This window comes from Nitrococcus mobilis Nb-231 (assembly GCF_000153205.1).
GTDB classification, from domain to species: domain Bacteria; phylum Pseudomonadota; class Gammaproteobacteria; order Nitrococcales; family Nitrococcaceae; genus Nitrococcus; species Nitrococcus mobilis.
Genome location: NZ_CH672427.1, coordinates 2,252,734 through 2,266,473 on the forward strand (window position 1 = coordinate 2,252,734; position 13,740 = coordinate 2,266,473).

The following is a 13,740-nucleotide window of genomic DNA, read 5'->3' on the forward strand; positions in this document are numbered from 1 at the left end:
CCAAGCTCCGACCTGATGAAGGCGAAACGCTTCTCGAATCCGCCGTTTGATGCGGTTTCTGACCACTGCCAAAGGCGCCGTTTTCTTGGATACGGTAACACCGAGCCGAGCGCGGTCGTGGTCATTGCGAATCACCAAAACAGTGAAATAACAATCCGCCACCCGCCTGGCGCCGGCGAACACCCGCGCGTACTCGGCCGGCCGCGTCAAGCGCACACTGCGCGGATAACCTTGCCGTTGCACCCGTCGTTCAGCCTTCAAGGTATCAAACGAGCTCGTCCCTTAGCGCGACGCCGCGCCAGCACCTGCCGGCCAGCCTTGGTCGCCATGCGAGCCCGGAAACCGTGGGTGCGCTTGCGTCGTATCACACTCGGCTGAAACGTCCTCTTCATGGCGATATTTCGTCCTGCGGCGACCTATTAGGGATTAAAGCTCAGGCCAGTAAAATCGAGCCGGAAACTCTACTGTGCAATAGGATCACTGTCAATTTAACGCCGTGGACAAGTGGCCGTGGATTACCACCGCGCGAGGGTATAGACTCCTCCGTCTAACAATCCCGTCAGCATCTCCATCGTTACCGAAGAGGTATCGTCCGTGGCCAATTCGCTGTGGAAGGGATGTCTGCGCCGCCTGGAACGGGAGGTCCCGGACCAACAGCTCAATACCTGGATACGGCCGCTGCAAGCACAGGAGGATGGCAAACTGCTGCGCCTGCTCGCCCCCAATCGCTTCGTGCTCGACTGGGTGCGCGATCATTTCGCTGACCGGATCCAGGAACTACTGGTTGGGCAATGCCCGGATTGCCCACCCAAGCTGAAGCTTGAGATCGGAACCAACCTGGCACCGACGCGCGCAACGACAGTCCATCCGTCTTCTAGCCTGCTCAACCCGAACTTCACCTTCGATACCTTCGTCGAGGGAAAATCCAATCAACTGGCACGTGCAGCCAGCAGTCAGTTGGTTGAAAATCCAGGCGGGGCCTACAACCCGCTGTTCATCTATGGGGGAGTTGGGCTCGGTAAGACCCACCTGATGCATGCCATCGGCAATGCCTTATTGCAGCGCTTACCGGATGCCGAGGTGCTCTATCTGCACTCCGAGCGGTTCGTCGGCGACATGGTCAAGGCACTGCAACATAATGCGATCAATGAATTCAAACGCTACTACCGCGGCGTCAACGCCCTGCTTATCGACGATATCCAGTTTTTTGCCGGCAAGGAGCGTTCTCAGGAAGAATTCTTCCATACGTTCAACGCATTGTTGGAAGGCCAGCAGCAGGTCGTTATGTCCTGTGACCGCTACCCGAAGGAGGTGCAGGGGCTGGAGGAACGTTTGAAGTCACGCTTCGGTTGGGGTTTGACGGTCGCTATTGAACCCCCCGAGTTTGAAACGCGCGCTGCCATTCTAATGACCAAGGCCAATCTCGAAGGCATCGAGTTGCCTCACGAGGTAGCTTTTTTTATCGCCAAGCGCATCCGTTCGAACGTTCGCGAGCTTGAAGGGGCCTTACGTAGAGTCATCGCGAACTCTTATTTCACGGGCGAACGGATTACGGTCGAGTTCACCAAAGGGGCGCTACGCGACCTCCTTGCCCTTCACGATAAACTTGTAACCATAGAAAACATTCAGCGAACTGTTGCCGAGTATTACAAAATTCGGTTGACGGATTTGCTATCCAAACGGCGCAGCCGCTCCATTACACGTCCGCGGCAAATCGCGATGGCGCTTGCCAAAAGCTTGACAAGTCACAGCCTACCCGAGATCGGCAATGCCTTTGGCGGACGTGACCACACCACCGTGCTGCACGCCTGTCGCAAGGTTGCGGAGCTTATGAAGGCGGATACGCGGTTGGCCGAGGACTATAACAACCTGTTGAGAACACTCTCAACATGATGTGGATAACCTGTGCATTACTAAGGAGGTCTCGGAGAATCAAAAGTTATCCACAGGTTATCCGCTGCGAAAACACAGGAATCTAACGGCTTTTCCCGTCTTTTTTTTAAGCTAAGTCCCTGGAATAGGTATTAAAATCCGAGTTATCCAGACCGCGCATCGATGCCTTTAACTATAGAAAGAAAATATATTCATATTAATTAATGATTAGTTGGATACCGCCATGGAGTTCGACGTCGAGAGAACCGCCTTGCTCAAAGCACTACAGTCTATTATCGGAGTTGTAGAACGGCGCCAAACCCTACCGATACTGGCCAACATCCTGCTCGATGCACGAGAGCAGAGGCTTGCGATTACCGCGACGGACCTAGAGGTCGAGATTCAAGCCCACGCACAAGCTGAGCTCTCGCAAGCGGGAGAAACAACGCTGCCGGCACGAAAGCTCATGGATATTGTCCGCAACCTACCGGAGCATGCCGACATCCACGTCAGCACGAGCCACGACCGCATCGCATTGCAGCTCCCACACAGCCGGTTTACGCTTGCGACGCTTCCGACCAAAGACTTCCCTACGGTTGAGGAAATCGGTCAAACACAAGATCTAGAGTTAACGCAATCGCATCTGCGCTGGCTCATCGATCGCACCGGTTTTGCTATGGCATTACAGGATGTTCGCTATTATCTCAACGGACTTTTGTTAGAGCTCGAACCGTACTGTTTGCGTGCCGTTGCTACTGATGGGCATCGACTGGCACTCGCCGAGGTGGTAACCGAGCTTCCACTGACCGAAACGAAACAAGTCATTGTGCCGCGCAAAGGCATACAAGAGTTGTTACGGCTTTTGACTGACAGTGATGAGCCGCTGCGACTCGAACTCGGTGACAATCATATTCGTGTCACCTGGCCGGAAGTTCGCTTTACCACAAAGCTGCTTGACGGGCAGTTTCCAAGTTATCAGCGGGTAATCCCTAAGCAAAACGGTGGGTGCTTGCAAGTCGAGCGCCACACTCTGCGACAAGCCCTGATCCGAGCCGCCATTCTCTCCAATGAGCATTTGCACGGCGTGCGTTTTATTCTGGGAGGCACATCCTTGCGCATTTGCTCCAATAACCCGGCTCAAGAAGAAGCCGAAGAGGAACTCACCGCGGCTTACGACGGAGAAGCCTTTGAGATCGGTTTCAACGCAAGCTATCTACTGGATGCACTGGCCGCGATCGAGGAATCGACGGTAGAGATCTTCTTAACCAACGCCAATAGCAGCGCCTTACTGCGCGGGGCTGGCAATGAACGTTGCCGATATGTAGTGATGCCGTTACGTCTGTAAGATTGTGCGCGTGAGCGCCAATAATCCGCCCAGTGGGCAACCCGCCGGATCAGGACAATTGCAGCCGCCATTGGGATACGCCAAGTACCGATGACCCTTGCTCGAATCGAGGTGGAGGCTTTCCGAAATCTGCGGGGCGTTGTGTTGACTCCGGATCCACGAGTCAATTTCATTTGGGGTAACAACGCCTCCGGGAAAACCAGCCTGCTTGAAGCAATCCACTGGCTGGCACGCGGGCGCAGTTTCTTGTCTGTCCACTCTGACCAACTGATTCGGCAGGGTTGCCGTGCTTTTACGTTAGGGGCAAGTATTCAGGTACCCCCACGCACGACATGGTTGGGGATGGAACGCACCCCTGGGCGAACGCGGGTCCGGTGCAACGGGCAAGACATCTGGAATTTGTCCGAGATCGCTTGGCTGTTACCCACCCATGTCATTAACACGGAGAGTCAACGGCTTTTCGTTGGCGCACCCCAAGAGCGACGAAGTCTTCTCGACTGGGGAGTGTTCCACGTGGAACACTCCTATCAAGGTCGTTGGCGGCGCTACCAGCGTGCTTTGCGACAGCGCAATGCAGCGTTGCGCACTGGTGATTCGCAGCTAGCACGGGCATGGGAAGCCGATCTCGTAACCGCGGCTGAAGCAGTCGACAGCAGCCGACGCTGCTATCTGAACGCGCTTTGGCCACATTGGCACGCTTTTATTGAAGAATGGCTTCCGGAGCTTGAGCTTCATTGGGACTTTCAGTCAGGCTGGCCGCGGCGCGATGATTTACGGGGCGTCTTGGCGCAGGCCAGGGGCCGCGAACTTGAACGCGGGCATACCCTCTACGGTCCTCATCGGGGTGATTTACGTTTCATTGCGGGCGATGTCGGGGCCGCTCAGCGCCTCTCGCGAGGTCAACAGAAACTCGCGGCTATTGCGCTGCGACTTGCCCAGGCCGAACTTACTTTAAAAAATGGCCAACAGCGCCCGGTTATTCTTGTTGACGATTTGGCGGCCGAGCTTGATGCCGGGCACCGGGAGCGCGTTTTGGCGAAATTGCTTCGCATGGATGCGCAGCTTCTGCTGACGGCGTTAAGTCAGAACGAGTTGGTGTTGCCTGGCGACGGTAGGTTCCGCGTGTTCCACGTGGAACAAGGTTGTTACTGCGAAATGGTATAATACGGACATCTTTCAGAAAGGATCCTTTTATGAGCGCACAGTCGGAATACGGTTCCGCGCAAATCAAAATCTTGCGCGGTTTGGATGCCGTGCGCAAACGCCCTGGCATGTATATCGGTGACACCGATGACGGTACCGGATTGCACCATATGGTCTTCGAGGTGGCCGACAACGCCGTAGACGAAGCACTTGCCGGGCATTGCACCGAGATTGAGGTTATGATCCATGCGGATAACTCAGTGACGGTTACCGATAATGGCCGCGGCATTCCGGTAGATATTCATCCGGAAGAAGGGCGCTCCGCGGCCGAGGTCATCATGACCATGCTGCATGCCGGTGGTAAGTTCGACAATAGATCCTATAAGGTCTCAGGTGGGCTGCACGGCGTTGGGGTCTCTGTCGTTAATGCCTTATCGGAGCGGTTGCGGCTCGTTATCAAGAAAAGTGGCCATATCCACCTTCAGGAGTACCGCGACGGCGAGCCGCTTGCTCCGCTCAAGCAACTCGGTGAGACGAACGATACGGGGACTCAGGTTACGTTTCATCCGAGCTCGAATATTTTCACTAATATCGAGTTCAACTACGACATCTTGGCCAAGCGCTTCCGCGAGCTCTCTTTTCTTAATCCTGGGGTGCGTATTTCACTGAAGGACGAGCGCACGGATAAAGAAGATGTGTTCGAGTACGCCGGCGGTATTCGAGCATTCGTACAACATCTGAATAAGAATAAAACGCCGCTGCATCGCGACGCTTTCTACCTCAACTTCTGGAAGGGCCCGGTCGGTATCGAGATCGCGATGCAGTGGAACGACTCCTATCAGGAGAACATCTTCTGTTTCACCAATAATATCCCCCAACGCGACGGGGGCACGCATATGGCTGGCTTCCGCGCGGCCCTGACACGCACCATAAACCAATACATGGAGTCCGAAGGGTATAGCAAAAAGGCGAAATTGGTGCCAACCGGGGATGATGTTCGCGAGGGCCTTACCGCCGTTGTCTCAGTGAAGGTGCCTGATCCCAAGTTCTCATCCCAGACCAAGGACAAGCTGGTCTCCTCGGAAGTCAAGGGGGTGGTGGAGTCGGTGCTGGCTGAGCACCTTAACGAATGGCTCTACGAGCATCCGGGCAGTGCCAAAGCGATTGTTGAGAAGGTCATCGAGGCGGCGCGAGCACGCGACGCCGCCCGGCGGGCACGGGAAATGACTCGACGTAAAGGGGTGTTGGATGTGGCCGGTTTGCCTGGCAAGCTGGCCGATTGTCAGGAGCGCGACCCGGCGCGCTCGGAGCTTTATCTCGTTGAGGGCGATTCGGCGGGCGGTTCGGCCAAGCAAGGGCGGGATCGACGCTATCAAGCGATCCTGCCCCTTAAAGGCAAAATCCTCAACGTCGAAAAGGCGCGGTTTGACAAGATGCTTTCTTCCGCTGAAGTGGGCACGTTGATCACGGCGCTCGGTTGCGGTATCGGCAAGGAAGAGTTCGATCCTGACAAGCTGCGCTATCATCGGATCATCATTATGACCGATGCCGACGTCGACGGCTCCCATATCCGCACGCTGCTGCTTACGTTCTTCTATCGCCAGATGGTCGAATTAGTGGAGCGAGGGCATATTTATATCGCGCAACCCCCCCTGTATAAAGTCAAACGGGGTAAGCAGGAGGATTATGTCAAGGACGAAAAGGAGCTCATCGAACACCTGCTTTGCCTCGCATTGACTGACGCGAGCTTACAGCCGAATGCCGGCGTGGCGCGGATAACCGGTGAAGAGCTGGAAGGATTGATCCGCCAATATCTAGCGACGATGGATATGATCGATCATCTCGCTCGGCGTACGGATCCGAATATCCTCCGGGCCATGGTAGATTTACCGGCCCTCGATGAGGACGCATTGCGTGATGGTCGGCGGATCGATAGCTGGTTCCAGCGATTGGAGGAGGGGGTCAACCGCAACCAGCCCACCGGTACGGAATACCGCGTTCGTGTCAATCTGAGTCAGAACGGCAGTTTTCACGATGCGCTGGTAACCAAGCGCATGCATGGGATTTTGTACCCTTATACGTTTTCGATGCAGTTTTTCCTGTCGCAGGAGTACGAGACCATTCGGCGTTTGAGCGAGGCACTCGCCGATCGACTCGGTGCGGATGCGCTTGTGTCCCGCGGGCAACGCAGCAAGGCGGTAAGTGAGTTTCACGAAGTTGTGAACTGGCTTTTGGATGAGGCGAAACGAGGACTTAGCGTGCAGCGCTACAAAGGGCTCGGCGAAATGAATCCGGCGCAGTTATGGGAGACCACCATGGATCCGGCAGCGCGTCGACTGCTGCAGGTGCGCATCGAAGATGTAGTGGCTTCCGACGACATTTTTACAACCCTTATGGGCGATCAGGTTGAGCCGCGTCGGGAGTTTATCGAGAACAACGCATTATCGGCCAGCAATTTGGATATCTAACGTCTAATCGGTCGTTCGCCCTGGAAGGGCGACGCGCACGGCGTGTGCCGATAGGCTAGCAAGTCGTTTCAGCGCGGGTTGCTGTGTTGTGATAGGGTTGGCATTTGCCCCTCGATCCATGTTTCGACCTGGGTGATTAATTGCTCCGGTCGCAGACCTTGGGTATCAATGGGTTGGCCGATGCGCACCCGGATACAACCCGCGCGTTTCCGCCAACCGTATTTGGGCCAGAATTCGCCAGCGTTGTGCGCAACGGGTACGACCTTGGCTCCGGTGGCACAGGCCAACACGGCACCGCCCACGCGATAACGGCCCTTATCGCCGGCGGCGATGCGTGTGCCTTCAGGGAAGACGACCACCCAGCTACCCGAGGCCAATCTAGCTCGGCCTTGTCTGATGACTTGCCGTATGGCCGAGCGACCGGCGCCCCGATTGATCGCAATGGGGCGAAGCAGGGTAAGCGACCAGCCGAAAACCGGTAGCCACATGAGCTCACGTTTGAGAACCCAGGTTTGGGGTTTGAACCAGCTTTGCAGGGCAAGCGTTTCCCAGGTCGATTGATGCTTGGACATGACTATGCCGGCTTCGGCAGGAATGTTCTCTAGGCCCTCTACTTCCCAGCGAACCCCATTGGTGATCCGCAGCCACCAGATGGCCCATAGGCTCCAGCGGCTAATGATCCAGAAGCGGGTGCGGTAAGGAAGTGGGAAACTGAGCAGGCTGGGAATCCCCCAGAGACCCACTGACAATCCCAGGCCAATATGAAAGATAATCCCACGGATCAAGCTGCCCTGCACAAAGCGCGTGTGTTGATCAGTCATGGCCTTATAGGGTCTCCTTGAGCAGGCACTCGGCGAGCGCGGCGAGATTCGGGTAAACCTCGGATACCTTGACCATCTTGTTTGTCAACGTGCGCTCACCATTGCCGGTGCGCACCAACATGGCGCGCGCTCCGACCCGATAGGCCGCTTCGAGGTCGCGGGCACTGTCTCCCACGACCGGTTGGTCGCGAAGCGATATTCCGAAGTATCGCTCGATACTCCGCAATAGCCCGTCGAGCGGCTTGCGACAGAGGCATCCATCCGCTGGGCCGTGCGGGCAAATAAAAATGGCGGCAAGTCGACCACCGGCCGCGCGAACGGCGCAATCCATGCGTGAGTGGATTGCGCTTAGGTCATGCAACGACAGCAAACCGCGGGCGAGGCCGGATTGATTGGTGCAGATTACCACCTCAAAACCGGCCGCCGATAACTGGGCGATCGCGGTCAGGCTGCCAGGGAGGGGGCGCCATTCTGTAGGGCTTTTGATATAATTTTCTGAGTCCCAATTGATTACCCCATCCCGATCGAGGACGATCACTCGCCGCGCCATGGGTTCACTCTCCGGTGGGTAACCAACCCACATCCGCAACGCTGAGGAAGAGTTGTGAGACGCAGGCGAGCAAGGCAAGCCGATTGATTCGTACGCTCGGCTCATCGGCCATGACCAAAACCGTATCGAAGAAACGGTCGATCGGCTCGCGTAGTATGGCGAGGTGCCGAAGCGCCGCGGTGTACTCTCCGGCGTTTACCTGGCTCTCGATTTCGCCAGCGAGCGCATTGACAGCCTCATAGAGCCGTCGTTCCTCCGGGTGCTCGAGGTGCTCCGGGTCCACCGGCGAGAACGGCTGGTCATCAGCACCAGCATGGCGCAGAATATTATGGATGCGCTTGTTCGACGCCGCCAGGCTGGTGGCTTCCGGCAATTGTATGAATTCGGCACAGGCCATGACGCGGCGGTGGAAATCCCACGGATCGACAATCAGGTGCTTCTGTTGAGTTAGAGTGCGTACCGCCTCGAACAACTCTCCCGGGTAGTTGCGCTCAAGGTAGAGGCCGCGCAGGCGATCCAGGCAAAACTGCAGCACGGGCTGTATTTGTCGCGCCGCATCAACCTCGGCGGGCATCAGCTCGGCAGCCAAGCGAAAGAGCGCCTCGAGGTCGATCGAGCGTTGCCCTTCGATGCAGGTTCGTAACAGGCCGAGTGCTGCACGACGCAGCGCAAACGGGTCTTTTGCCCCAGTGGGCGTCTTGCCCAGTGCGAATATGCCGATCAGTGTGTCCGCGCGTTCTGCTACCGCCAGCAATTGCCCCAGTGGGCTTGCGGCGATGGGATCCCCTGCGAATCGCGGCCGGTAGCCCTCGTCAAGGGCGAGCGCGATCGCCTCCTCCTCGCCATCGTGCGCGGCGTAATAGCGACCCATGACGCCTTGTAGCTCCGGGAACTCACCGACCATCTCGGTGAGCAAGTCGGTTTTGGAAAGCCACGCCACCCGCTCGATTTGGTCACCCGTGACGCCGAAATCGGCGGCAAAATGCCGCCCAAGTGCGCCGATGCGGGCCGACTTGTCATATAAAGAGCCCAGTTGCTTTTGAAACAAAACATGTTTGAGTTGTGGGATGCGCTCAGCCAGCGGGCGCCGGCGATCTTGGTCCCAGAAAAAAGCCGCATCGGCCAACCGCGGCCGAATAACTCGCTCATTGCCGGCAATGACTTGTGCCGGATCCTGGCTTTTTAGGTTGGCTACTGTAATGAAGCGTGCCAACAACCCTGTGTCGGCCTTGCTCCGCAAGGGGAAGTATTTCTGGTGGCCTTGCATGCTGGAGATGAGCGCTTCTGGGGGCACTCTGAGAAAAGTCTCGTCGAAGGTGCCAGCCAATGCGACCGGCCACTCCACCAAAGCCGTAACTTCATCGAGCAGGGCATCGTCCCATAGCGCTTGTGCGCCGAGCGCCTCGGCGCAGTGCGTGACCTGGGCCAGGATTCGCTCGCGCCGCGCCTCGAAATCGGCGATGACGCAGCCTTCCTCGTGTAACCGATCGCTGTATTCGAGCGGTTCCCGTAGCGCGATCGGCTGTGGGTGGTGGATGCGATGGCCACGGCTGAAATTGCCGCTGACTGTGTCCAAGAGCGTGGCCGGGATGACCTCCTCACCGAGCATCAATATCAGCCAGTGTACAGGTCGAACGAACTCGGCCGGGCTATCACCCCAGCGCATGCGCTTTGCTATGGGTAAACGCGCGAGTGCTTGGACGATTATCTCCGGAAGGAGTTCGGCCGCCGTGCGGCCGGGTTCGGTGCCGCGATAGCCGAGCCATACGCCTTTTGTGGTCTCTAACCGGCAGAGCTGCTCGATTTCGACGCCGCAGGAACGGGCGAAGCCGAGCGCGGCCTGGGTCGGTTGACCGGCCGCATCGTAGGCTACCGACCAAGCCGGGCCTTTACGTTCGATTTGGCGGGTCGGTTGCTGCAGTGCGACGCCGCGCACCAGCACCGCCAAGCGGCGTGGGGTCGCGAAGCAGCGATGATCGGCGTGGGACAGTTCCGCCTGATCCAGTCCGGCGATGACTTGGCTTGCGAATGACTCCATCAGACGGCGCAACCCCTTCGGCGGTAACTCCTCAGTACCCAGTTCCACCAGCAAATCACGATGCGCTTGGTTCATGCTTTTAGCCTTCCTTGGTTACCTCGAGCAGGGGGAAGCCCAGTGCCTCGCGGGATGCGAAGTAGGCTTCGGCCACGGCGCGTGCACGGGCCCGCAGGCGCAGGATGTAGTCCTGGCGCTCGGTTACGGAGACCGCGTGGCGCGCTTCCAGCAAATTGAAAGTGTGTGAGGCTTTCAGCGCCATTTCGTAGGCCGGCAGCGGCAGCCCGAGCCCCACTAGCCGCTTGCTCTCGTGCTCGCAGACATCGAACCAGCTGAACAGGGCATCGACGCCAGCCTGCTCGAAATTGTATTGCGACATTTCCCGTTCGTTTTGCAGGAATACGTCGCCGTATGACACCGAGCCTGTGGGACCTTCGGTCCAGATCAGATCGAATACGCTCTCCTTGTCCTGCAGATACATGGCTATGCGCTCGAGCCCATAGGTGATCTCTCCGGTCACCGGTCGGCAGTCCAGGCTGCCGACCTGCTGGAAATAGGTGAACTGAGTGATTTCCATGCCATTGAGCCAGACTTCCCAGCCCAGCCCCCAGGCGCCGAGCGTGGGCGATTCCCAGTCATCCTCGACAAAACGAATATCGTGGACGGTGAGGTCAACGCCGAGCGCCTCAAGCGATCCGAGGTACTGCTCTTGGATGTCTGCGGGAGAAGGTTTGAGTATGACCTGAAACTGATAGTAGTGTTGCAGTCGGTTAGGGTTGTCGCCGTAGCGGCCGTCTTGTGGCCGGCGAGAGGGTTGGACATAGGCGGCGTACCAGGGCTCGGGGCCGAGTGCGCGCAGAAAAGTCGCCGGATGAAACGTGCCCGCACCCACCTCCATGTCAAGCGGCTGCAATATTACACACCCGCGTTGTGCCCAATAGCGCTGTAGCGCGAAGATCAGTTCTTGAAAGGTTATCATAATCGGCTCGTTGTCTCAGTCCCTGGATTAGGTGCAGCACAATATTCCTGACGGCTGCACTAAGTACCGGATTATAGTGGGTCGAGTTCACACGATGTAAGCGCATAAATCCGCCAACATTCCGCCGCGCATGCCGATACCCTATATAGGTATGAGAGGTCGGTAAAATCGGGAGGTGGGTTATGAGCCGATTGATCCTCGAGCCGAGTGCCACTGCGGTATGGCATCGTGTGGTGACCGAGGCCGCTTGCCGTGCCGAATGCGCGCTTGATGAGCAGCGTGAGAGCTATCTCGTGTTTTTGCTCATGCGCTATTTGCGGCGTCCGGAACTGATGCGGTCGGTTCTGGCTCTGAAGTTTCTGCAGGGCCTATTGAGTCGGGGGCAGGTGCGCCGCGACAGTCTGCAGGAGGTCGGCGATCAGTGCCTCATCTTCGCCGGGTTGTTTCCAGAGCAGGCGGAGCGCCGCCGGGTACGGGTGAGCTATTTCGTCGATCTCGGGCGTTCAGCCTACGATAATCTGGCCGGTGTACCGCACGCTGATAGTGCGGAACTCTTCCATGCTTTGGCGCATACCTTCGTCGTACTGATGGATGTGTTGCGCGCCGTTCGTCAGCATAATGACACTCCTGCTATGACGGCTCTGCAGGCGGCTGAGCTTTCGCTCGAGACGGACAGTGCGTTTGCCCGGCGTGTGTTGCGCCACTACACCGATGCCACACTCGTCGCGCCCAGCGGGCGTCGCCGGCATTGATGAGCGGGAGTAAGCTTGTACTCAGACGAGGCGGGAGCATGAGCACAGCAATAGTGCAGGAATGGCTCTTTTTTGCACTAACTTGGTGCAATTGTGGGCGGTGATGCCCCGCCATGACCTTGCGGCTGCTGTCTTGGGTACAGGGACAGCGAATATTAAGGCGTGTGGCATGATTAATGCACTGTTTTGGAGCGAATTCTTTAAATGATCCGTAAGTCTATGCAGCATTCACCGTGGAGGTCGATCAATGGTTCGCACACCTGATGACGCGCTGAAGATGATTAAGGATAAAGAGGTTAAGTTCGTGGATCTGCGATTTACGGACACGCGCGGCAAATGGCAGCATCTCACCCTTCCCTCGCACTGCGTCGACGAGGATCTCTTCGAGAGCGGCAAGATGTTCGACGGCTCTTCGATCTCCGGTTGGAAGGGTATCCAGGAGTCCGACATGATTTTGTTGCCGGATGCTGCTACGGCGGTACTCGATCCTTTCTTCGATGAGACCACAGTCAATCTCATTTGTGATGTCATCGAGCCCAGTACCATGCAAGGTTATGAGCGTGATCCCCGTTCCCTTGCCCGCCGGGCTGAGACTTATCTGAAAGCCACCGGCATCGGCGATGTGGCCTACTTCGGCCCGGAGGCCGAGTTCTTCATCTTCGATGACGTTCGCTGGGGTGCCGATATCAGCGGCAGCTTTTGCAAGGTGGACTCCGAGGAGGCACGTTGGAATTCCGAGCGGATATATCCGGATGGCAACATGGGGCACCGCCCAGGGGTCAAAGGGGGGTATTTCCCCGTGCCACCGGTGGATGCGCTGCACGATATCCGCAGCGCCATGTGCCAGGCCATGGCCGAGATGGGATTGATTACCGAGGTGCACCACCACGAGGTCGCGACGGCCGGGCAGGGCGAGATCGGAACCCAGTTCGCTACCTTGGTCAAGAAAGCCGACGAACTGCAAATATACAAGTATTGCGTGCACAATGTCGCGGCTGCTTTCGGTAAGACGGCGACTTTTATGCCAAAGCCATTAGTGGGAGATAACGGCAACGGTTGCCACGTTCACCAATCCATCGCCAAACTTGGCGAGATGCTGTTCGCCGGTGATCGCTACGGTGGTCTGTCCGAGACGGCGCTGTACTACATCGGCGGCATCATCCGGCATGCCAAGGCGGTGAACGCGTTCACCAATGCCGCCACCAACAGCTACAAACGTTTGGTGCCCGGCTTCGAGGCACCCGTGCTGCTGGCCTACTCCGCCCGGAATCGCTCGGCCTCGATTCGCATCCCGTGGGTCTCAAATCCCAAGGCACGGCGTATCGAGGTGCGCTTTCCAGACGCCACCGCGAATCCGTACTTTGCTTTTGCGGCCATGTTGATGGCGGGGCTGGATGGAATTCAGAACAGAATTCATCCAGGAGATGCCATGGACAAGGATCTCTACGACCTGCCCCCGGAGGAGGAAAAGGAGATCCCCAAGGTGGCCTTCTCGCTGGAGGAGGCACTGCAGGCACTGGATCAGGACCGTGCATTCCTCAAGGCTGGTGATGTGTTTACTGATGATGTCATCGACGGCTACTTGGCGTTGAAGATGGAGGAAGTCCAGCGGCTGCGGATGACGACGCACCCTGTCGAGTTCGATATGTACTACAGCGTCTGAGCTGGAACAGCCCTTTGGAGCGTGTAGTTGTTACGTGGGTCGGTGCCGGGGGGATCGCTGCTGGTGACAGGCAGTGGACATGCCGTCTGTCAAGGAAAGCCTGGCGCCGGCC

Annotated in this window: 12 protein-coding genes; 6 read left to right on the forward strand and 6 right to left on the reverse strand. The window is 57.3% G+C overall.

Annotated elements, in window-relative coordinates; all coding sequences use genetic code 11:
• Both rnpA and rpmH read right to left on the reverse strand, forming a co-directional pair.
• On the reverse strand, positions 1-261 hold a 261-nt coding region (gene rnpA / locus NB231_RS10260), incomplete at its 3' end, for a ribonuclease P protein component (RefSeq protein ID WP_084766303.1).
• Positions 258-392, reverse strand: a complete 135-nt coding sequence (rpmH, locus tag NB231_RS17785) for a 50S ribosomal protein L34 (protein ID WP_005002483.1) — start codon at positions 390-392, stop codon at positions 258-260. The genes rpmH and rnpA, both read right to left, overlap by 4 nt.
• 202 nt (positions 393-594) lie before the next feature.
• Between rpmH and dnaA the strand changes: the two genes are divergently transcribed.
• From dnaA to gyrB, 4 genes are all read left to right on the forward strand, one after another.
• Positions 595-1,893 (forward strand): chromosomal replication initiator protein DnaA, encoded by a 1,299-nt coding sequence (gene dnaA, locus NB231_RS10265; protein WP_005002485.1) that lies wholly within the window; start codon positions 595-597, stop codon positions 1,891-1,893.
• A gap of 223 nt (positions 1,894-2,116) precedes the next feature.
• Positions 2,117-3,217 (forward strand): DNA polymerase III subunit beta, encoded by a 1,101-nt coding sequence (dnaN, locus tag NB231_RS10270; RefSeq protein ID WP_005002486.1) that lies wholly within the window; start codon positions 2,117-2,119, stop codon positions 3,215-3,217.
• Positions 3,218-3,307: 90 nt separating this feature from the next.
• A complete protein-coding gene (recF, locus tag NB231_RS10275) occupies positions 3,308-4,381 on the forward strand; it encodes a DNA replication/repair protein RecF (RefSeq protein WP_005002487.1) in 1,074 nt (357 codons plus the stop codon).
• Between the two features lie 29 nt (positions 4,382-4,410).
• A complete protein-coding gene (gyrB, locus tag NB231_RS10280) occupies positions 4,411-6,828 on the forward strand; it encodes a DNA topoisomerase (ATP-hydrolyzing) subunit B (protein WP_005002489.1) in 2,418 nt (805 codons plus the stop codon).
• 68 nt (positions 6,829-6,896) lie between these two features.
• Here the strand turns inward: gyrB and NB231_RS10285 are convergent, their stop codons facing one another.
• The 4 genes from NB231_RS10285 to glyQ are packed head-to-tail and all read right to left on the reverse strand — an operon-like array spanning position 6,897 to position 11,213.
• Positions 6,897-7,649, reverse strand: coding sequence for a lysophospholipid acyltransferase family protein (locus NB231_RS10285; RefSeq protein ID WP_005002493.1), 753 nt, complete (start codon positions 7,647-7,649; stop codon positions 6,897-6,899).
• 4 nt (positions 7,650-7,653) lie between these two features.
• Positions 7,654-8,199, reverse strand: coding sequence for a D-glycero-beta-D-manno-heptose 1,7-bisphosphate 7-phosphatase (gene gmhB, locus NB231_RS10290; RefSeq protein ID WP_005002495.1), 546 nt, complete (start codon positions 8,197-8,199; stop codon positions 7,654-7,656).
• 4 nt (positions 8,200-8,203) lie between these two features.
• A complete protein-coding gene (glyS, locus tag NB231_RS10295) occupies positions 8,204-10,312 on the reverse strand; it encodes a glycine--tRNA ligase subunit beta (protein ID WP_005002498.1) in 2,109 nt (702 codons plus the stop codon).
• A 4-nt stretch (positions 10,313-10,316) separates the two neighbouring features.
• Positions 10,317-11,213, reverse strand: a complete 897-nt coding sequence (gene glyQ, locus NB231_RS10300; protein WP_005002501.1) for a glycine--tRNA ligase subunit alpha — start codon at positions 11,211-11,213, stop codon at positions 10,317-10,319.
• Between the two features lie 182 nt (positions 11,214-11,395).
• Here glyQ and NB231_RS10305 point away from each other — a divergent pair, with 182 nt between their 5' ends.
• Together NB231_RS10305 and glnA are read left to right on the forward strand one after the other, a co-directional pair.
• On the forward strand, positions 11,396-11,965 hold the full coding sequence (locus NB231_RS10305; protein ID WP_005002503.1) for a hypothetical protein: 570 nt from the start codon (positions 11,396-11,398) through the stop codon (positions 11,963-11,965).
• 247 nt (positions 11,966-12,212) lie between these two features.
• The gene (gene glnA, locus NB231_RS10310; protein ID WP_005002505.1) at positions 12,213-13,628 is read left to right on the forward strand and encodes a glutamate--ammonia ligase; all 1,416 of its coding nucleotides are present in this window, start codon (positions 12,213-12,215) and stop codon (positions 13,626-13,628) included.
• Positions 13,629-13,740: the final 112 nt, after the last annotated feature.